17 protein-coding genes are annotated in these 21,509 nt (G+C 59.4%); 3 read left to right on the top strand and 14 right to left on the bottom strand.

Annotated features, from left to right (window positions below; translation table 11 throughout):
• Positions 1–8 precede the first annotated feature (8 nt).
• The 12 genes from CRD18_RS10025 to CRD18_RS09970 form a co-directional block, all read right to left on the bottom strand.
• Complete coding sequence (locus tag CRD18_RS10025; RefSeq protein ID WP_005509864.1) at positions 9–677, bottom strand: CoA transferase subunit B; 669 nt, start codon at positions 675–677, stop codon at positions 9–11.
• Positions 678–1,430 (bottom strand): CoA transferase subunit A, encoded by a 753-nt coding sequence (locus CRD18_RS10020; protein ID WP_049172764.1) that lies wholly within the window; start codon positions 1,428–1,430, stop codon positions 678–680.
• A 4-nt stretch (positions 1,431–1,434) separates the two neighbouring features.
• Positions 1,435–3,189, bottom strand: a complete 1,755-nt coding sequence (locus CRD18_RS10015) for an AMP-binding protein (protein ID WP_048731620.1) — start codon at positions 3,187–3,189, stop codon at positions 1,435–1,437.
• A gap of 103 nt (positions 3,190–3,292) precedes the next feature.
• Positions 3,293–4,171, bottom strand: coding sequence for a CoA ester lyase (locus CRD18_RS10010; RefSeq protein ID WP_049172762.1), 879 nt, complete (start codon positions 4,169–4,171; stop codon positions 3,293–3,295).
• Positions 4,172–4,178: 7 nt separating this feature from the next.
• The gene (locus CRD18_RS10005; RefSeq protein WP_049172760.1) at positions 4,179–4,721 is read right to left on the bottom strand and encodes a MaoC family dehydratase; all 543 of its coding nucleotides are present in this window, start codon (positions 4,719–4,721) and stop codon (positions 4,179–4,181) included.
• A 2-nt stretch (positions 4,722–4,723) separates the two neighbouring features.
• Entirely contained in the window at positions 4,724–5,893 is a 1,170-nt protein-coding gene (locus tag CRD18_RS10000; RefSeq protein ID WP_048731615.1) for an acyl-CoA dehydrogenase family protein, read from the bottom strand.
• Positions 5,894–5,971: 78 nt separating this feature from the next.
• Complete coding sequence (locus CRD18_RS09995; protein WP_049172756.1) at positions 5,972–8,065, bottom strand: acetyl/propionyl/methylcrotonyl-CoA carboxylase subunit alpha; 2,094 nt, start codon at positions 8,063–8,065, stop codon at positions 5,972–5,974.
• 54 nt (positions 8,066–8,119) lie between these two features.
• Positions 8,120–9,700 (bottom strand): carboxyl transferase domain-containing protein, encoded by a 1,581-nt coding sequence (locus CRD18_RS09990; RefSeq protein WP_049172754.1) that lies wholly within the window; start codon positions 9,698–9,700, stop codon positions 8,120–8,122.
• A gap of 307 nt (positions 9,701–10,007) precedes the next feature.
• Complete coding sequence (locus CRD18_RS09985) at positions 10,008–10,601, bottom strand: TetR/AcrR family transcriptional regulator (protein ID WP_016422168.1); 594 nt, start codon at positions 10,599–10,601, stop codon at positions 10,008–10,010.
• Between the two features lie 199 nt (positions 10,602–10,800).
• Positions 10,801–12,348 (bottom strand): bifunctional phosphoribosylaminoimidazolecarboxamide formyltransferase/IMP cyclohydrolase, encoded by a 1,548-nt coding sequence (purH, locus tag CRD18_RS09980; protein WP_016422167.1) that lies wholly within the window; start codon positions 12,346–12,348, stop codon positions 10,801–10,803.
• A complete protein-coding gene (gene purN, locus CRD18_RS09975) occupies positions 12,345–12,998 on the bottom strand; it encodes a phosphoribosylglycinamide formyltransferase (protein WP_016422166.1) in 654 nt (217 codons plus the stop codon). The genes purH and purN overlap by 4 nt, the downstream gene beginning before the upstream one ends.
• A gap of 57 nt (positions 12,999–13,055) precedes the next feature.
• Positions 13,056–14,867, bottom strand: coding sequence for a DUF6350 family protein (locus CRD18_RS09970; RefSeq protein ID WP_070652871.1), 1,812 nt, complete (start codon positions 14,865–14,867; stop codon positions 13,056–13,058).
• 536 nt (positions 14,868–15,403) lie between these two features.
• Between CRD18_RS09970 and CRD18_RS09965 the strand changes: the two genes are divergently transcribed.
• Positions 15,404–16,111 carry a M23 family metallopeptidase gene (locus CRD18_RS09965; RefSeq protein ID WP_016422164.1) on the top strand — a complete coding sequence of 236 codons (708 nt, stop codon included), beginning with the start codon at positions 15,404–15,406 and terminating at the stop codon, positions 16,109–16,111.
• Positions 16,112–16,263: 152 nt separating this feature from the next.
• Entirely contained in the window at positions 16,264–16,755 is a 492-nt protein-coding gene (locus tag CRD18_RS09960) for a hotdog fold domain-containing protein (RefSeq protein WP_038627827.1), read from the top strand.
• A gap of 67 nt (positions 16,756–16,822) precedes the next feature.
• Here the strand turns inward: CRD18_RS09960 and CRD18_RS09955 are convergent, their stop codons facing one another.
• Positions 16,823–19,522, bottom strand: coding sequence for a UvrD-helicase domain-containing protein (locus CRD18_RS09955; protein ID WP_187406707.1), 2,700 nt, complete (start codon positions 19,520–19,522; stop codon positions 16,823–16,825).
• A gap of 65 nt (positions 19,523–19,587) precedes the next feature.
• Here CRD18_RS09955 and CRD18_RS09950 point away from each other — a divergent pair, with 65 nt between their 5' ends.
• Positions 19,588–19,962 carry a chorismate mutase gene (locus CRD18_RS09950; RefSeq protein ID WP_049171980.1) on the top strand — a complete coding sequence of 125 codons (375 nt, stop codon included), beginning with the start codon at positions 19,588–19,590 and terminating at the stop codon, positions 19,960–19,962.
• A gap of 22 nt (positions 19,963–19,984) precedes the next feature.
• Here the strand turns inward: CRD18_RS09950 and CRD18_RS09945 are convergent, their stop codons facing one another.
• On the bottom strand, positions 19,985–21,466 hold the full coding sequence (locus tag CRD18_RS09945) for an NAD-dependent succinate-semialdehyde dehydrogenase (protein ID WP_070429817.1): 1,482 nt from the start codon (positions 21,464–21,466) through the stop codon (positions 19,985–19,987).
• Positions 21,467–21,509 lie beyond the last annotated feature (43 nt).

Raw genomic sequence — 21,509 nt, 5'->3', positions numbered from 1 at the left:
CTGCGTATTTAATTCTCGAGGTCAACCACGTATGCGGCTTCGGTGTTGGCCTCGATATCGGCTAGCGTCACTCCAGGTGCCAGCCTGCGTAGCACCAGGTGATCATCAGCGACATCGAAGCTTCCCAGGTTGCTAATAATCCTTTTCACTACTTTTGCACCTGTGAGGGGCAGTTCGCAGGCTTTTACCAATTTTGGTTTGCCATCTTTGGAAACGTGATCGGTCAAAACCACCACTCGAGGGGTACCAGCGACTAAGTCCATCGCGCCGCCCATGCCCTTTACCATCTTTCCCGGAATCATCCAGTTGGCCAGGTCACCGCACTGGCTAACCTCCATTGCGCCCAACACGGCCATTTTCACAGCACCGCCGCGAATCATGCCGAAGCTGGTGGCGGAGTCGAAGATTGCCGCGCCCGGCACCAATGTCACGGTCTGCTTACCCGCATTGATAAGGTCGGCGTCCTCTTCACCTTCATATGGGAAGGCGCCCATTCCCAAAATTCCGTTTTCACTCTGCAGCAGAACACGCACACCTTCGGGAATATGGTTTGCCACCAGTGTCGGAATGCCGATACCCAGATTCACATAGTCGCCATCGCGCAGCTCTTCGGCGGCCTGCTGTGCCATCTCGTCACGGCTCCAGCCCTTGTCCATAATTGTCTTCGCAGGTGCCATTTAAATCTCCTCCCCTGCTGCCGCGTCACCGGCATCGTGGCTGGAATCGGTATTGCGTTGCCGAGTTGTGCGCTTTTCAATGAGCTTCTCGCGGCCGTCACCGCGGACGATGTGCTGGATATGCACACCCGGAGTCATCACCAGATCCGGGTCGATCTCACCGCGGCCAAGCAAGTGCTCCACCTCCGCAACGGTCACCCTGCCGGATGCTGCACACAGTGGGTTGAAGTTCTGCGCGGTCCGGCGATAGACAAGGTTGCCGTCGATATCGCCGTGGTAGGCGTGCACCAGGCCAATGTCGGCAACGATGCCACGCTCCTGCACGTAGGTCTGCCCGTCGAAGTCGGCGTGGGGCTTGCCCTCTGCAACGAGCGTGCCGACGCCGGTTGCGGTGTAGAACGCCGGAATACCTGCGCCCCCTGCGCGAAGCCGCTCAGCCAGAGTTCCCTGAGGGGTGAACTCCACCTCGATTTCTCCTTCGAGGTACTGGCGGGCAAACTCCTTGTTCTCGCCGACGTAGGAGGCCACTACCTTTGCCACCTGTTTGTTCTCCAACAGAATGCCGAGCCCAGTGCCGTCAATGCCCATGTTGTTGGACACGATGGTGAGGTCTTTTGCCCCGGAGTCGCGCACGCCTTCGATGAGGGTATATGGCACACCACACAGGCCAAAGCCGCCAACTGCCAGGGTCATTCCATCAGTGACAAGGCCTGCGACAAGCTCACGGCCGGTCTGATCAGTTGTTTTTGACATTCTTCTACACCCAGCCCAGGATTCGCGGAGCCATCTCACGCATCTCGACCTTGCGGACCTTGCCCGACGCGGTCATCGGGAACTCCTCGACGACGTGGACGTAGCGCGGAATCTTGTGACGCGACAGCTTGCCGTGGGCAAAGGCCGCCACATCGTCAGCGGTGAAGTCTTCCACATCGTCGTGCAGAATTACCCATGCCATAATCTCTTCGCCGTACTTGTCATCCGGCACACCGATGACCTGCGCATCGACGACAGCCGGGTGGGTGAACAGGAACTCTTCAATTTCGCGCGGGTAGATGTTCTCACCGCCACGGATGAGCATGTCCTTAATACGTCCGGTGATGGACAGGTAGCCCTCGTCGTCAAGCACACCCAAGTCGCCGGTGTGCATCCAACCGTCGGCGTCGATGGCCTCGGCGGTCTTTTCCGGGTGCTCCCAGTACTCCTTCATAACGGAGTAACCGCGAACGACAACCTCGCCCTGTTCGCCTCGCGGCAGCGTCTCACCCGTTTCTTCACAAATGATGCGGGCTTCCAAGTGCGGCATAATCTGGCCGACGGTGTTGACGCGCTTTTCCAGAGGAGAATCTGCGCGGGTCTGGAAGGACACCGGCGAGGTCTCCGTCATGCCGTAACAGATGGCAATCTCGCGCATATTGAGTTTATCCATCACATCACGCATGGTCTTCGACGGGCACGAGGTACCTGCCATCACTCCTGTGCGCAGGAGCGACAGGTCGTAGGGGGATCCGTATTCCTCCTGATCATGAGCTTCTTCAAGCTCATTGATGAACATCGTCGGCACGCCGTAGAGGCTGGTGGCCTTGGCCGAGTGCACAGCCTTGAGTGTTTCACGCGCCTTAAACGACGGGGCCGGGATGACAATAGCGGCACCGTGGGTGAAGGCGGCGAAGGTGCCAATCACCATGCCGAAGGTGTGGAAGAACGGCACCGGCACACAGATGCGGTCGGTCTCGGTGTAGCCCAACAGCTCACCGATGAAGTATCCATTGTTCAGCAGGTTGCGGTGCGTTAGCGTAGCGCCCTTGGGAAAGCCTGTCGTGCCCGAGGTGAACTGGATGTTGATTGGATCATCCGGCTTCAGCTGGGAGGTGTACTCGCTCAGGTCGTCGATTTCGCTGTGCATGTGCTCGTACCATTCGGACGAACCGAAGTAAATGACCTTGTCCAAGCGCACACCGCGCTGCTTGGAGGCCTCAATCAGCATGGTTCGGTAATCGGAGTCCTTGTAGCGGCGAGCGGCAAACACCATACGCACACCTGCCTTTTCCAGCACGTAGTTCAGTTCGTGCTGGCGGTAAGCCGGGTTGATGTTGACCAGCACCAGGCCGATGTGGTGGCAGGCGTACTGCACCACGGTCCACTCCCAGCGGTTGGTGGACCAAATGCCGATGCGGTCTCCTGGACGGTAGCCCTCCCGGATGAAAGCGCTGGCCAGGCGCAGAACCCGGTTATAGAAACGCTCAAAGGTAAAGGAGACATCCGCGTAGACGTCAACGACGGCGTCGCGGGAAGGAAATTTCTCCACAATCGCACGCAGGTTCTCACCGAGGGTCTCATCGCGAAGTGGAGCGGCGCCTTGCTCGACACCGGCGCCGAACACGTGGCTCATCTTGTTGCCATCGGCATCGACAACATCCTTGCCGTATGGTGCCGGCACAGTGGTGAAGCCCTCCGGCAGCTTCGAAGGATCAGCAGTGCGCTGTTCTGCGTGGTTCTTCAATGTCGCGGTCATGGGGAGATCTCCTTGGTTTAAGTGACTCCGCAGAGTGCGGAGTGTGTGAGAGGAAAATGTGTTCTTTAGGGGGATAAATCAGTGGTCGTTACCGGCCGTGGGACTAACCGGTTACAGCAGCTCGCCGAGCAATGGCTTCTGCTTGACGGAAGAGCGGCGCATCCACCATCTGGCCGTCAAAGCTGAAGGCACCGGTGTTCTTTTCCGCTTCCGCCAAGAGCCGACGCGCCCAATCAATCTCCTCGTCGCTGGGGCGGTAAGCCTTGCGGATTGTCGGGACCTGACCGGGGTGGATACAGACGGTGGCGGCAAATCCCAACGCAGCGGCATCTGCGGCCTCCGCAGCTAGCCCATTTGCGTCGGAGATATTGACGTAGATGGAATCCAGACTGGCCTTACCGTGCGCCGCTGCAGCCAGGTGAACGTGGCTGCGGGTATGTACCGCCACACTGCGGTAGCTACCCGCATGGATACGGCCCGGCGCGAGTGCAGCCTCTGCTTCGCTAAAGCGTGATGACGTTCCCGCCAATCCCGCCACCAGGTCCTCTGCGCCCCAGAACAGTGCAACGACACCATCGGCCTGCGCCAGCTCTTCGGCGCGCATGACCCCAAGCGGAGTTTCAATAAGGGCAATGACCTGGGTCTTCTCCCCCAGTGCCGCTACCAACTCATCCACTTGCTGAGCCGAGGAAGCCTTGGGCAGCATCACCTGGCGGAAAGCGGTGCCACGCAGCATGTCAATATCCGCTGCGTAGTCCTCAACCTCCGGTGGATTGACACGCACAATCGTGCGGGCCGGGTCGAGGTCACAGGAGGCGATATCCTCGCGGGCAGCCTCACGGTTTTCTGCGCGACAGCCGTCCTCCAGGTCCAGAATCACCATGTCGGCACGGTCAGCAGCTTTAGCGAATCGTTCCGGCCTGTCTGCCGGCGCAAACAGAATTGCAGGGCCCAGCGGCTGCCAGGATTTATGCGTAGACATGAGCCACTCACTTCCCCGCTGAAGCTGCGTTCTCGGAGCCGTCGTCAAGCGAAGTCGGTGCGCATTGGACGAGCGTGGACCGGACGGCGCGGCAGACGATCGTGCCGTCCTGATTGCGACCGATGTGCTCGAGCTCGACAATGCCCTGGTTGGGGCGAGACTTGGACCGACGCTTGTTACGGCAGACGGTCTCTGCATACAGGGTGTCGCCGTGGAACATCGGTGCGGGAAACGCCACTTCGGTGAAGCCGAGGTTGGCGACGATGGTGCCGAGCGTCAGCTGCCCGACGGACAGCCCGACAACCGTCGACAGCGTCCACATGGAGTTGACCAGACGCTCGCCGCCGAATCCCGGCTGCTGGCTCGACCAGTGCGCATCCAGATGCAGTGGCTGGGTGTTCATGGTCAGCGTCGTGAAGAGGACGTCATCGGTTTCAGTGACGGTTCGCCCCGGACGGTGCAGGTAGCGCGCGCCGACCTCGTACTCTTCGAACCACAGTCCGCGCTGGACGACGTCGTGGGTGACTTCGGTTGCGTTGTTGTCAGCCATTTTTACAGCCCCAATCCGCGCGCGATCAGCATGAGCTGCACTTCTGTGGTGCCCTCGCCGATCTCCAGGATCTTGGAGTCGCGGTAGTGGCGTGCCACGCGGTACTCGTTCATGAACCCGTAGCCGCCGAAAATCTGCGTCGCGTCGCGCGCGTTGTCCATCGCAGCCTCCGAGGCAATCATCTTGGCGATGTACGCTTCACGACGGAACTCTGCGCCCGCGGCCATCTTTGCGGCTGCGTCGTACCACGCCATACGTGCGGCATGCGCACGCGCTTCCATTCGTGCGATCTTGAAGGAAACGGCCTGGTACTCACCAATCGCACGGCCCATGGAGTGGCGCTCCTTGGCGTGGCGGACCGACTCATCAACACAACCCTGCGCAGCACCGGTGGCAAGCGCTGCGATTGCGACACGCCCCTCGGCCAAGATGGACAGGAAGTTAGCGAAGCCGCGACCACGGGTGCCCAGCAGGTTCTCCTGCGGGACGCGAACATCGGTGAAGGTCAGTGGGTGGGTGTCGGAGGCATTCCAACCGACCTTGTCGTAAGCCGGTTCCGCGACAAAGCCCTCCGTGCCACTCGGCACGATGATGGTAGAAATCTCCTTCTTGCCATCTTCCTTCTGGCCGGTGACTGCGGTGACAGTAACCAGCGAAGTAATATCCGTGCCGGAGTTGGTGATGAACTGCTTGGCGCCGTTGATGACGAAATCATCGCCGTCTTCACGGGCTGTGGTGCGGGTGGCGCCGGCGTCGGAGCCTGCATCCGGCTCGGTGAGACCAAAGCCAGCGAGCTTCTTACCAGCAGTCAGCTCGGGCAGGTAGGTCTCCTTCTGCTTGTCATTGCCGAAATGGAAGATTGGCATGGCTCCCAAACCAACGCCAGCTTCCAGGGTGATAGCGACCGACTGATCGACTTTAGCTAGCTCCTCCAGGGCGATACCGAAGGACAGGTAGTCACCGCCCATGCCACCGACTTCCTCAGGGAATGGCAGACCGAACAGGCCCATTTCTCCCATCTGCGAGACAATCTCGTACGGGAAGGTGTGGTTGCGGTCATGCTCGGCGGAAACCGGATCGACAACTTCGTTGGCAAATTCGCGAACTACTTTCTGCAGTTCCACGTATTCGTCGTCGAGGATGGCGGTTGCAATCTTGGTGCTTTCGGACATGATGAGTGCTCCTTAAAGATTTTGTAAGTGTGGGACCTGATTGGTGTGGGACCTGATTGGTGCGTTTTGTGTGGGTTTTTATTCCTCGGCTTCGGCCACGGTGATGACGGCCAGCTGCTGGTCACCGGCGACCTGATCGCCCGGCGCGACGGTGAAGCTAACCTCACCTGCAATTTCGGCAGTGAGAGTGTGCTCCATCTTCATGGCCTCCATGACCAACAGAGCCTCACCAGCTTCCACGCGGGCTCCCTCCTCCACCGCCAGCGCGATAATCGCGCCGGGCATCGGAGCTTGGATAACCCCTGAACCACCGGCATCGGCTTCGGCGCCGGTGGTGACTACCTCGGTGCGGGGCAATACCCAGGTGCCGTGGGCACCGGCGACGACGTACTCTTCGTGGTTCGCCGACCCCGCATTGTCGATGGTCTCGACCAGGAAGTGCTGTGCGACTCCGTCGCGGACGATGCGCAGATGTTCCCCGTCGCGAAAGACCGAAACTTTGTAATTTCGCGGTTCTGGAACGTCGATATCTTCGTTCTCCGCTTCGGCCGACAGACCTGCGACTACGTCACCGACAACGACGTCAGCACTCGCCGGGGTGCCCACAATCGAGATCAGACGCGAGTCCTCCCCTGCCCCAAAGCGAATGCGCTGCGCGGCAGGCGCACTGGCACGCCAGCCATCCGGGGTCAGCCACGGTGAGTCGGTGGCTTGTTCAAAGCGGGAAGTCAGCCAGTCCATCGCAGCGGCGAGGTAGACATCGTCCGGTGTTTCGGAGGTGGCGAAGCCTTCCGCCACGCGGTCGAGCAGACCGGTATCAAGATCGCCGGCGCGAACCTCGGGGACGTTCAGCAGGTAGCGACAAAAGTCGATATTGACTCCGACACCTGCGACAACGGTGTCTCCGAGCGCTCGGTCCAACCGCTCGAGCGCCTGCTCACGGTTTTCCCCATGGGAGATGATCTTCATCAACATCGGGTCATAGAGAGATGAGACCTCGGAACCGTCGACAATGCCGGAATCCACCCGGATTCCCGCCCCGCTCGGCTCGACGACACGTGTGACCGTGCCACCGGTGGGCAGGAATCCCGCCGCCGGGTCTTCGGCATACACGCGAGCTTCAATCGAGTGACCGGTGAGAGTTACATCTTCCTGAGCAACCGGCAGTGGGCGTCCCGAGGCAATGTCAACCTGCAGCGCCACCAGATCCAGGCCGGTGACCTGCTCAGTCACGGGGTGCTCAACCTGCAGGCGCGTATTCATCTCCATGAAGAAGAACGACGACGGGTCCTTCGCCGGCACAATGAACTCCACCGTGCCCGCGCCGACGTAGCCGACCGAGCGGGCCGCGTCACAGGCCGCTTCACCAATTGCGCTGCGCGTTTCCTCATCCAGCAGAGGGCTCGGTGCTTCCTCGATGACCTTCTGATGGCGTCGCTGCAGCGAGCACTCACGCTCGCCCAAGTGGATTACATTGCCGTGTTTATCTGCGAGAATCTGCACCTCGATATGCCGCGGGGTGTCGACGAAGTGCTCGATGAACAGGGAGTCATCGCCGAAGGCACCCGCCGCTTCACGACGGGCCGTCGCGAGCGCAGCCGGCAGGTCAGCAGCGTTTTCCACGCGGTGCATCCCCTTGCCGCCACCGCCTGCCGACGGCTTAATCAGTACCGGAAAGCCAATCGATGGGGCTGCCTCAATGAGGTCCTCGTCGCTAAGCCCGGGGCGAGACAGACCCGGCACGGTGGGAACATCGCGGGCTTCGACGGCAGCGCGGGCGGAGATTTTGTCACCCATGGTGTTGATGGCACTGGCCGGTGGGCCAATGAATTCAATACCTGCTTCCTCACAGGCGGTCGCGAAGTCTGCGTTTTCAGACAGAAAGCCGTAACCGGGGTGGATTCCGTCTGCGTCGCAGCGGCGAGCGGCATCGATAATCTTGTCGATAACCAGGTAGGACTCACGTGCCGGAGATGGGCCAATGTGGATGGCCATATCCGCCATGCGGACGTGAGGGGCGTCGGCATCGGCATCCGAGTAGACCGCGACGGAGCGAATTCCGTTGTCACGAAGGGTTCGAATAATGCGGCAGGCAATCTCCCCGCGGTTTGCGACCAATACGGTACTCAGGCTGCCGCCAGCTGCGTGGGGCTGCGTGTTGTGCGCTGTCATGTGCCCTGTGTTTCCTTTCCAGAAAATGCGGTGTCGAGAGTTTTTAGCTGGTTACTACATGCGGAAGACGCCGAAGCCCTGTTCATCCAGGGGCGCGCCACTTGCCACATCGAGGGCCATGCCAAGAATTCGGCGGGTATCTGCGGGATCGATGACACCGTCATCCCACAGGCGAGCCGATGAGTAATAGCAGTGCGACTGGCGCTCAAACTGCTCGCGGATCGGAGCTTCAAACTCCTCCTGCTCTTCCTGCGACCAGCTCTCACCTGAGCGTTCAATCTGGTTGCGACGAACCGTCGACAGCGTCATCGCCGCCTGTGGACCGCCCATGACGGAAATGCGAGCATTCGGCCACATCCAGAGGAAGCGCGGCGAATATGCGCGACCGCACATGGAGTAGTTGCCGGCGCCGAAGGCACCACCGATGACTACGGTGAACTTGGGCACGCGGGTGGTAGCCACGGCGTTGACCATCTTGGCGCCGTGCTTTGCGATACCGCCGGCCTCGTATTCGCGACCAACCATGAAGCCCGTGGTGTTCTGCAGGAATACCAGTGGGATGCCGCGCTGATCACACAGCTCGATGAAGTGCGCGCCCTTCTGCGCAGATTCCGCGAAGAGAATGCCGTTGTTGGCGATAATGCCGACGCGGTGGCCGTGGATGCGGGCGAAAGCAGTGACCAGGGTCGTACCAAATTCGGCCTTAAACTCCTGGTATTGACCTCCATCCACAATAATTTCAATAACCTCGTGAACGTCGTAAGGCACTTTGGCATCGACGGGGACGACATCGTAAAGATCGGTCTGGTTGCGAGTCGGCGAGACGGTGGATTCTGTGTCCCACGGAACTTCCGGGTCCTTGGGGAGCGTTGCGACGATATCGCGGACACGACGCAGTGCGTCGGCATCGTTAACCGCGAGGTGGTCAGTAACGCCGGAGGTCTTGGAGTGCAGTTCGCCGCCACCGAGTTCCTCTGGTGTGACATCTTCACCAGTTGCAGCCTTAACCAGTGGCGGGCCTGCCAGGAAGATGGTGCCCTGGTTTTTCACAATGACCGCTTCATCGCTCATCGCCGGCACATAGGCGCCACCGGCGGTACAGGATCCCATCACGGCGGCAATCTGCGGAATCCCGCGAGCGGAAAGGTTGGCCTGGTTGTAGAAAATGCGACCGAAATGATCGCGATCAGGGAAAACTTCATCCTGGTTGAGAAGCATGGCCCCGCCGGAGTCGACCAGGTAAATGCACGGCAAGTGGTTAAGGCTGGCAATCTCCTGTGCGCGCAGGTGCTTCTTGACAGTCAACGGGTAGTACGTTCCGCCGGAAACGGTTGCGTCATTGGCTACAACCAGGCAGCGACGACCTTCGATGATGCCAATGCCGGCGATGACGCCAGCAGCCGGAACCTTGCCGCCATACATTTCGTGGGCCGCTAGCGGTGCGACCTCAAGGAAAGGGCTGCCGGGGTCAAGCAGTTGGTTGATGCGCTGACGTGGCAGCAGCTTACCGCGGGAAATATGGCGAGCACGGGCACGTTCGGAACCACCGCGTGCTGTTGTGCTAAGCAGCTCTTTGAGCTCTGCGACGAGCTCTTCGTGGCGCTGTCGGTTGGTCAATGCTGGAGCGTGAGTCATGGGCGAAATACTTTCCGTTAATGACTATTAACTTTCTTGACAAAAAGATTAATGTGACCCCAGTCACCTCACAACAAATTTTGTTTCTTAGACCACACTTTCACCCCCGGAAGTCTTTTATGCAGCTTGAAATACACACCTCTCCCCGAGGTCACAACATGTTCCCAATAGAGATTTATGTTTCCCCTAGAAATCTGTTTCGGGGGTGAATTCAACTGAATGTGAGCGCCCTGCACCGCACAACAAAGCCGCCTGACCTCACACTGCTGAGCACAGTGAGGCCAGACGGCAGAAGAATGAATACGGATTATTGGTTGTTAATGCCCAGCGCAGCGAGGGCCATCTCAAAGGCATTTTCCCTTGTCGCCTCGGGGCCCGCCCATTTGAGCACATGCCTGGAAGAGTTAATCAACCCAGCGGTGAGCTGGACTTTAAGCTGCGCCTCGTCGGAGGTGAGTTCGGGCTGTAGTTCACGCAGAGCGTCCACCCATAAGACCATGTAAAGACGCTGCAAGGAACGCACTTTTGCGCTCTGCTCTGGCGCCAGATTTCCCCCTTCGCGCTCTTGGACACGAATGCGATCGGGCTCCGTGACTGCAAAATGCACGTGATGCGCAAGGAGGCCCCGAAGAGTCTCCTCTGGCTCCCAATCATTGCTCTTTGCTCGATCGAGAACTGCTCGCGCACCATCGACAAGTCGGATAGAAATATCGATGAGGATCTGCGCCAACAGCTCTTCCTTGCCGCTGAAGTAACGGTAAAGAGCTGGGCCAGAAATGCCGACAGCGGAGCCAACATCCTCCAACCGAGTCTGATGAAACCCTCGGTCGGCCAGGATCGCAGCAGCAGCGGAGAGAATCTCTGCTTCTCGACGCCGTCGCGCTTCGGTTCTACGTGACATAAGCCCTTATGTTAAACGCATTGGAGCCATTTCGTCTGCATAATTATCACCAGCGCCTGCCCTCAGCGTGTGTTCACATAGACCACGGCTCGACAACAGACACACATCCTCGCCCACAGGTCCCCACACGTCCGGGTAGAGAAAAACCGCCGAGGTGACAGTTAGCACCGCGGCGGTTAGCCCCTAATCCAGTAAGGAATTAGTGGAAGAAGTGACGAGTACCTGTCATGTACATGGTGACGCCAGCTTCCTTGGCAGCAGCTATGACCTCTTCGTCACGGATGGAACCACCTGGCTGGACAACTGCCTTCACACCGGCATCAATCAGGACCTGCAGACCGTCAGCGAACGGGAAGAAGGCATCGGACGCAGCGTAGGCCCCCTGAGTACGGTTTTCTCCGTCGGCAAGCGTATTTGCGCGCTCAACGGCGAGCTTTGCGGAGTCCACGCGGTTGACCTGGCCCATGCCGACGCCGACGGTGGCGTTGTTCTTGGACAGCAGGATGGCGTTGGACTTCACAGCGCGGACGGAGCGCCATGCAAACTCGAGCTCAGCCAGCTCTTCAGCATTCAATGCCTCGCCGGTGGCCAGCTCCCAGTTCTCCGGCTTATCACCCTCTGCCTGGTAAGTATCCGGATCCTGGGTGAGCAGACCACCCGAGATAAACTTGTTCTCGGTGGTCGGTGCTTCGTACTCGGCGACGAGAATACGCAGATTCTTCTTGGCCTTCAGCACCTCAACGGCACCGTCTTCGTAGGACGGAGCGACGATGACCTCGGTGAAGATGTCCTTGACCTGTTCGGCCATCTCAACGGAGACCTCGCGGTTGACGGCAATGACACCGCCGAATGCGGACATCGGGTCACATGCGTGAGCTGCGCGGTGAGCTGCGGCGATGGACTCATCCGAGACTGCGATGCCGCACGGGTTAGCGTGCTTGATGATTGCCACACACGGGCGCTCGTGATCCCAGGCGGCACGCCATGCGGCGTCGGCATCCTGGTAGTTGTTGTACGACATCTCCTTGCCGTTCAGCTGCTTGGCGTTTGCCAGCCCCTTGGTACCAATGCGGGTCAGAGTTGCCGACTGGTGAGAGTTCTCGCCGTAGCGCAGCGGAGTCGGAGTGGATCCCTCAGCGCCACCGAGCTGCTCAACAAACCAGTTGGACACAGCTGCGTCGTAATCAGCGGTGTGCAGGAATGCGTCGCGAGCGAACTCACGGCGCTGCTCGAGGGTGAAGCCGCCTTCCTTCACGGCGGTAGCGACATCGCCGTAACGAGCCGGGTCGACGACGATGGCAACCGACGGGTGGTTCTTCGCCGCAGCGCGAACCATCGACGGGCCTCCAATGTCGATCTGCTCCACGCATTCGTCGTAGGAAGCGCCCGAGGCAACGGTCTCCCGGAACGGGTACAGGTTAACGACAACGAGCTGGAAAGCCTCCACACCGAGCTCCTTCAGCTGAGCCAGGTGGTCTTCCTTGCGGGTATCAGCCAGAATGCCGGCGTGAACACGCGGGTGCAGCGTCTTCACGCGGCCCTCGAGGCACTCCGGGAAACCAGTGAGATCCTCAACCGGGGTCACAGGCACGCCAGCTGCAGCAATCTTGCCAGCCGTGGAACCGGTGGAAACGATTTCCACGCCAGCCTCGTGCAGGTCGCGAGCCAGCTCCTCGAGCCCAGTCTTGTCGTAGACGCTAATCAGAGCGCGCTTGATCGGTTTACGCTGCGTGTTGTCGTTGGTCATTTCAGATAAGCCTTTCGTCCGTCACGCTCAATTCCGTGATCGGCAATCGAGTGCAATACATCAACCAGGAGTCGGCGTTCGACAACCTTGATTCGTTCGTGCAGGGTCTCCACCGTGTCGTCGTCCTCGACGGCCACTGGCTGTTGCGCCAGAATCGGCCCGGTGTCCACTCCATTATCAACGATATGCACGGTCGTGCCGGTGACCTTCACCCCGTAGTCAAGTGCATCCGGTACCGCACGCGCCCCTGGGAAGGACGGCAGCAGCGCTGGGTGCGTATTAATGATGCGATTGCTGTAGGCCTCCACAAATGATGGCCCCAGAATGCGCATGAAACCCGCCGAGACAACGATATCCGGCGAAAAACTGTTCACGGCCTCTAAAACACGAATATCCCAACCTTCTCGGTCCTTCTTTGCCTCAGCATCGAAAGGCACCCGAAAAGTTGGGATATTGAGGTTTTGAGCCCTCTCCAGCGCCGGACAATCCTTGTCCGAACCAACCGCGACAATCTGAACCTTTTCAGCGTCCAGCAGTTCCAGCATCGACTGCAAAAGGGAGCCCAGGCCAGAGGCCAGGACTACGATGCGGAGCTGCTTGCTGGAGGAATTATTGTGCGAAATTTCTGCGACGGGCTGTGCTTCAGTCACGGCGTTTAGCTTACCCAGCCCGGCAGAGACCCCAAATTCCGCTCCCCCTAAGTTGGCTTAGCTCTTTTGGCTTGACGACGGTTCCCCGTCGCCGCCTTCCTCCGAGTCTTCGGTGTCCTCATCGGATTCGTCCTCGTCGGTCGCATCTACTTCGCCCGATGCTTCTCCGCCTGCGGCGCTTTCTGAATCCTCTTCAGAGTCGTCCGATTCCTCAGCGTCTTCTGAAGTGTCTTCAGACTCAGCACCGGACTCTGATTCCTCCTCTGTGTCGGACTCGGCTTCGTCTTCGGAGGTCGCTACGACTTCCCCGTCGACAATCTCCTCCGACTCCTCCGAACCGCTCCCGTCATTGTCGGACTTATCGGCGTCGCCGGCATCCTCAGCCTCAGCATGACCGTTTCCATCTCCCGCAGGCTTCGGCGGGAACTTCTCGGCGGCCACTTCCGAGACTCCCTTGTCCCTACCAAGTGACGGCACACCGGTCATCGCAACAACCACGATGGCCCCCGGAACAACCAGCCACATCGAGCCGAGCAGTCCAGTCAGCCACCAGGAGGCACCGGCCCACCCAAAGATGCCAACCTCACCGCCGAGCAGCCAAGCCAGCCCCATGAGGAAGATGATCGACCACACGGCAGCGAGAACGACGACCAGGTAGGGCTGCTTCGGTGCAGATTTCTTCAGGAATGCCACGACGCGCCAAGCCGCAACGGCTGGCGGTAGCACAATCAGCACTCCGAAAGCCCAGTGCACCAGCGACTGAGGCATGGCAGCCAAAATCGGCAGCGGTGGCAGCTGAGCCGGGTGCACTGCGAACAGCCCAGCCTCCGCTGGCCCAAACGTCGATTTTCCGCCCACCAGCACACCGACAGCACCGAAGGCCACATTTGGCAGGTACAGCAGCGAGAGGCCGCTGACCGCAACACTTTCACCGACGGTATCCGTGATTGCAAATGTCTCTGCCAGCAACTCTCGATGCCAAATCAGCGAAACGAGTGTCACCACAACACCGGCCAGCCACAGCCATGCCACGTAGCTGCCCGCCAGACGGGCCGACCCGAGCAACCACTCCGGCAGCTTCCGGCGCAGCAGTAGTGCACGCAGCAACCGCTGCCCCATTCCCAGCACCAAGGCCACGAGATTTACAAGCAGCGCGGCTGCAATCGCAAGGCCGAAACTAGGGGTCTGAACGCGGGGAAACACCTTCGACGCGTCGTAAAGCATGAGCCACGCGATGATGGTGAGAACAATGGGCGTGCCCAGATACGCGCCGACCAACGCGCGGACATCCTTGATGCTGATGCGGTCAGCGACTTCGCGGCGTACACGCCAGGCGATGAACAACACCATCAGCACCGCGGGCAGTGCTGGTGTGAGCCCCAGCGTCGTGCCGTTAAAACGGAACGGCGCGAGGTTAAAGATCATCCACATCGACGCGATACTCGCTGGAAGCGGAGACATTCCAGCGCCACTGACGATGACGCCAATCAGAGCTACCGAGATGATGAACAGCAATACGACGCCGTAAGAACCGGCAACAGACAGCCCAAACCGGCGTGTACGAGGCGAGTTAATGAAACGACGGAACCCCGAGGGACGCCCCTTGCGTGACGACGTTCCGGAGCCCCCCGCTTTCATCTTCGTCGTGGCGGCTCGATTGCTGTCGGCACCGACGCTGCGCGCACCGCCAGTCTGACCGGCCTGCGTATTCTGCCATGCGCGGGCAGTGCGCTCGCTGCGGACGCTACGGGAACCCCCGCCGCTGCCACCGGCACCGGTGCGGCTTCGCCGATTTCGATCGCTACCGGAGGAACCTCTCCGCGAATCCGCGCCTTTCACAGTGACATCGTCCTTCCCGCGTCTAATCATTGACAGCTGATTGCCCACCTATATAGATAGGGTGCCACGCAAGGGTGCGTCACAGCCATGGCCATATAGTGCCATACATACAACGCCTCTTTGTTTAGGCATTGCAGAGTCTAATTTGAAGGTACGGATCCCAGGACGGACGGTATCCGTTGAGTCCGATCTCCTTTTGCCCCCTCCCCCCCCCCAAAGTGGCTTCACCTTTGGTTTCCATTTGTCAACGCCGATGGGTTACTTTTTGCCACCCCCGCGACCACACCCTTAGTTCACCCGGAAACTACTTGCCGATCCCCCTACCCAGCCCCTCGATTAAGGGGCATCCGCCATAAATCCCCTGGCAACACACCGGTTGCGCTTCACCGGATCCGTGATACAAGACAACAGCCCCACGGCCACAGCACGGCCCTATTGAACTGAAACTGACGAATCAGCGAACAAGTTCTCTAAAAACAAGTTGCTTGCCCTATACCGAACCGTTATTATCGCAGAAGTTAGATAACAGTTGGGTTACAAAGAGTTTCGTTGGCAGGGAGATTGAAGTGACGTTTTTCAATGCTCGTCGCGGAGGCGGAAAGCACCGCAAGGTAGAGGTTTCCGCAACTTCTCGCGCAGCACTGGTCGCACTGTCCGCATCGACGATCGCTTCCTCCAACGCGGTCGCCCACGCAGCTGAGACCGAGAATAAGGCTCCGGAGAACTCAGCTTCGACTCAGACCCGCGCTGCTCAGCCGAAGAACAACGCTCCGATGGTGCTGGCCTCCAGCTCCTTCAATCCGAGCACTAACCTCAGCGACCACCTCGCTACGGCGTTGCAGTACAACCAGGAGCGCGTTGCTCGCGACCAGGCTGCCCGCGCTCCGAAACTCTCCATCCCGACCGTGGGGCTGCTGACCTCACCGTTCGGCTCACGCTGGGGAACCTTCCACTACGGTGTCGACCTGGCTAACGTCACCAACACCCCAATCATGTCCGTCATGGACGGCACTGTTATCGATGCAGGCCCGGCTCAGGGCTACGGCCAGTGGATTCGCGTTCGCCATGACGACGGCTCTGTTTCCGTCTACGGCCACATCGAGTCCATCTACGTTGCTGTCGGAGAAGCTGTCCGAGCTGGTCAGGTCATCGCCGGTATGGGCAACCGCGGCTTCTCCACCGGTACGCACCTCCACTTCGAGATCCACCCGGATGGCACCACTCCGGTCGACCCGGTGACCTGGTTCATCCAGCGTGGTCTGAACCTGAACTAATCAGGTATCGGCACAGGTACGAGCAAGCCTGGCCGCTCTGCGAAGGCCCTACCTGTGCACCGGCCCCTGTTTGACCGCGGCTGCAAGCCTCCCCTGATTAAATTTTTCAGAAACCGGCATCGCCGCCGGTACTGGGGCTTTACTCTTGGCACATGGCAGAGACTCAAACATTCCGCATGTGGAAGAAGTTGGCTGCGACTCCAGTCGTCGGCAAGCGTCTATTTTCCTTAACCGCCGCATTGACGGCGCCATATTTCCGCACAATCTGTCCCAAGCTAGAGACGATGCAGCCTGGACTGGCGGTAGCGCGCATGCCCGCTTGGTGGGGCGTGCGTAATCACATTAAGTCCGTGCATGCGATTGCTGCGTGTAACCTCGCTGAATTCGCGATGGGCATGCTCTGTGAGGCCAGCGTACCGACAACGCATCGCTGGGTTCCAAAGGGCATGACGACGAACTACAAGCGCATCTCCGTTGGTGGCCTGACGGCTGTGGCCAAGGCTGAGTTGCCGGACTTCTCCACCATCACACCGGAGACTGGTGGGGTAGATTTTCCCGTCCACATCGTGCTGACCGATGCCAACGGCACCGAAGTACAAGATGCCACCATCAACTGCTGGGTGACAGCGAAGAAGCCTAAGTAGCCTCCACGCGATAGTGGCACGTGCACGGCCGCGGGTAGGGACGGCCAGTCGGGCGGTGGTTGTTCTTTTACAACTTCTCCATGGGCACGCCGCCGATAAGCATCATGCGGACCTTACCTGCGGATCCAAAGTCAATCATCGCAGTTGCCCGGGGCGCGGCCCCTTGGACCTCAAGCACAGTGCCTAAGCCGTACTTGTCGTGAACAACCTTGTCACCGGGCTCTAGGTGCAAGACCTGATTCTTCTTTCGGGATGACGCACCAGAGTTAGAGGATCCACCAGAGCCGAAGCCCGAGCTGGAACCGAAGCCCGACGAGGCACCATGGCCACGACCAAACGCGCTGCCCGCGCCGTAGCCACCAGAACCAAAACCACCAGAACCGGCGCCCCAGCTGCGAGCCGGAGCCTCGCGCAGCCAATCGATCAGGTCGCTTGGGACTTCCCCCAGGAAACGTGAAGGCGGATTATTCTGCGGCGAACCCCACGAGGACCGAGTCACAGCGCGCGTGAGATACAGCTGCTTGCGAGCTCGGGTAATACCCACATAGGCCAGACGTCGCTCTTCAGCCAGCTCCTTCGGATCGCCCAGGGCGCGCAGGTGCGGGAACAGTCCGTCTTCCCAGCCAATGAGAAATACCACCGGAAACTCCAGGCCCTTAGCCGTATGTAGCGTCATCAACGTCACTACACCGGTGTCATCATCCGGAATCTGATCCGCATCGGCCACCAGAGAAACTCGCTCGAGGAATGCCTGCAGACTTCCCGGTTCCGCTTCCCCATCGTTGTCGAAGTCGGCCGCGAAATCACGCGCGAGGTCATTCGCGATTCCAGATTCCACCTCGGACTCGCCACTAGTATCAGCACCGCTTTCAGCATCAGCTGCAGCGCCAGAGCCTTCATTTACATCAGCGCTAATATCCACCGACGACATCATCCGCGCCTCTGCAGAGAACTCCCGCGCAACGCTGACGAGCTCATTGAGGTTGTCCAGGCGCGTGGCATCTTGCGGATCATTGGAGCGCTCGAGCTCCGACTTGTACCCACTGCGATCAATAATCGCGTTGACCAAATCACCGATATCGGCCAGTTCACCGGATGCCATATCCGCCGCCAAGCCATCAATCATCTCGACGAACGCCGCCATCGCGTTTCGACTCCGCGCCGCCACCGCCGGAACCTTACCCTCCGCTACGGCACGTAGCGCCGTGCCGAACGAGCACCTCTCGTCCTCGGCATAGAGCGACACATGAGCCACCGCACGGTCACCGATTCCGCGGCGCGGCGTATTGATAATGCGACGCAGCGAAACATCATCGTCGAAGTTCTCAATAACGCGCAGGTAGGCGACAATATCGCGTACTTCCTTACGCTCATAGAACCTGGTGCCACCAACCACCGTGTACGGAACGCCCATACGAATGAAGACATCCTCTAGCGCACGGGAGGAATTATTGGTGCGGTAGAAAATCGCCACATCTGAATACGAGTACGGCCCGTAGTCGACCAATTGCTCAATCTCGTTAGCGATAAACCGAGCCTCATCGTGCTCATTGTCCGCCACGTAGCCCTTGATCTTGCCGCCCTCACCGAGATCGGTCCACAGCTTCTTCTCCCGGCGGTTCTCATTGCGCGCAATCAACGCATTGGCCGCCGACAGAATCGTCTGCGTCGAGCGATAGTTTTGCTCCAGCAGAATCGACGTGGCCTCCGGATAGTCCCTCTCAAACTCCTCAATATTGCGAATAGTCGCACCACGGAAGGCATAAATGGACTGGTCCGAATCGCCCACCACACACAGCTCACTCGGAGGCACATCTCCACCGGGCTTGCCGACGAGCGTCGAGACCAAAACATACTGCGCATGGTTGGTGTCCTGGTATTCGTCCACCAACACATGCCGGAAACGGCGACGGTAATACTCTGCAACCTGCGGGTGATTGGTGAAAATCCGAACGACCTCACCGATTAGATCGTCAAAGTCCACGGCATTAGCCGCCCGTAGCCTGGTCTGGTACTCCAGGTAAACCCGTGCAACGACGTCATCAAAAGGATTGCGCGTCGTCGACGCGTCCGCGAGGGCCTTCTCCGGGTCAATCAACTCATTCTTGAGATTGGAGATACGCGACGAGAGCACGCGGCCGGTGAACTTCTTGGCATCCAGGTCCATGTCCTTAGCGATAATGGACAGCAAACGCCGGGAGTCGTCCGAATCATAAATAGAGAAATTGGAATTAAGCCCCGGTACTAGCGCATGCTGCATGCGCAGTATGCGCACACACATGGAGTGGAACGTGGACACCCACATACGCCGCGCCTGGTCACCGACCAGTCCCGCCACACGCTCGCGCATCTCGGCTGCGGCCTTATTGGTAAAGGTAATAGCCAAAATTTGGCTTGGCAGGACCCCACGCGCACCGATCAGGTATGCAATCCTGCGCGTCAGCACAGATGTCTTTCCTGAACCCGCTCCAGCCACAATCAACAGTGGTGAACCAATGTGCTCCACTGCTTGGCGCTGCTGCGGATTAAGCCCCTCTAGCAGCGACTCTGAATCAAAACTGGGCTCGAAGCCACCGCCAAAACCGCCGCCAAAGCTGGCAGCGTCACTCGGTGCGCTATTGCTACCAGCGCTGGCGAAGTGGCCGAACCCACCACGGCCAGGCGTAGCACCGCCCGCCTCACCGTGGTTCGAACCAGCATGGCTATCGCCACTACGTCCATCGTCAGCATTGAAGGACCCGAACAGCATTCCAGTTTCATTTCCCATGATGGCTACTACAGTAGCCGAGCCCCCGGATTGGACTGTTCGAATCCTTTGGCACAATAAGAACTATGAGCGAAAACCCTGCGGACACTCGCGCCGCACACACCGACAACACCGACGGCGCCGAGCACAGCCAGCAGGCGGCGGCAGTATCCCCTTTTGAAGTCCGCACCCCCACCGGTACCGATGACCCGTTGAGCTCCGCGGAGATCGAACAGTACCGCAAGGAAATCAACCGCCTTGACGGGCTGATTATCGATGCCATTCAACGCCGCACCGCAATCAGTAAGGCCGTCGGCAAAACCCGCCTGGGATCTGGCGGCACGCGTCTCGTGCACGGCCGAGAGGTGCAGATCATCAACGAGTTCCGCGACGCACTTGGCCCAGAGGGCCCGGCAATCGCGTCGGCGCTGCTGCGCATGGGACGCGGTCGCCTGGGCTAACCCTCGCCAGCTACCTGTCCTGCTAGCCTTCCAGGGAAATCAGCTTTTCCTCTAGGAACTCATTGATACCGGTGAAGCCGCCCTCACGGCCAAGACCGGACTGCTTGACACCACCGAACGGCGCCGACGGGTCCGACAGCGAGCCCTTATTGACCGCAACCATGCCGGACTCCAATGCCTCTGCCGCACCAAGTGCCTTGGTCAGGTTCTCACTGAACACATACGCCGCCAGACCAAAGATCGTGTCATTTGCCTGCTCAATCGCGTGCTCATCGTCCGTGAAGGTTGTCACTGCAACCACCGGACCGAAAATCTCTTCGCGGACAATATCCGCATCCTCGGGCACATCGGTCAGAACTGTGGGCTCGAAGAAGTAGCCGTCGGAAAGCGCGCCGCCGAGATCTGGGATCTTGCCGCCGCACTCTACTTTCGCACCGCGCTTGACCGCATCGTCAACCAGATCACGAACCTTTTCCTGTTGATCACGCAGCGCGAGTGGCCCAAGGTCCGTCGCCGGATCGGTACCCTCGCCCAACTTCAGCTCCGCAAAACGCTTGACGACGCCTTCGACGAACGCATCCTTCTTGGATTCATGAACAATAAAGCGATTCGGGGCGATACACACCTGGCCGCCATTGCGGAGCTTGGCGTCACTGACTGCCTGCACAGCCTTATCAACATCACCATCAGAGAGAATGACAAACGGAGCATTCCCGCCGAGCTCAAGGGAAACTTTCATCGAAGTTTCCGCGGCCTTCGCAGCGAGCATCTGGCCAACTTCGGTGGAACCGGTGAAGGTGAACTTGCGCAGGCGGTCATCGGAAAGCAGGGCCGAAACGTTGGCTGAGTGTCCTGTTGGCAGCACGGAGATTACGCCTGCGGGGACACCGGCTTCGATAAGCAGTTTGCCCAGGTAGAGCATGGTCAGCGGAGTTTTGGACGCCGGCTTAATAATGACCGGGCAGCCGGCGGCGAGTGCCGGGGCGATCTTGCGGGTACCCATAGCCAGCGGGAAATTCCACGGCGTAATAGCCAAAGCCGGGCCGACCGGCTGCTTAATCACCGCGACGCGCGAGGTTCCGCTCGGAGAAATTCGGTAATCGCCGGAGATACGCACGGCCTCCTCAGCGAACCAACGAAAAAACTCGCCACCGTAGCCGACCTCAGCCTTGGAATCCGGCAACGCACGGCCCATCTCCAGGGACTGCAGCTGGGCCAACTTGTCTGCATCCCGACGGATGAGTTCAAAAGCGCGGTAAAGAATCTCGCTGCGCTTGCGGGGCGGGGTTACCTTCCACTCCTTCTGGGCTGCGACGGCGTCGTCAAGCGCCTGCCTGGCGTCCTCCTCTGTGGCGGAGGCGACCTGGACCAGCGGCTTATCTGTCGCGGGGTTAACGACATCGAAGGTCTCACCATTCGACGCGGGACGGAACTCGCCGCCGAGGAGAAGGCCTGTGGGGACATCTTTGAGGATGTTGTCGTAATCAGGGGTGAAATCAGTCATATTTTCCAGGGTAGGTGCCTTTGCTGAAGCGGGCTAGGGACTC

The organism is Corynebacterium sp. LK31, from assembly GCF_014335015.1.
Classification (GTDB): Bacteria; Actinomycetota; Actinomycetes; order Mycobacteriales; family Mycobacteriaceae; genus Corynebacterium; species Corynebacterium jeikeium_D.
This window is presented reverse-complemented; position numbering and strand designations above follow the sequence as displayed.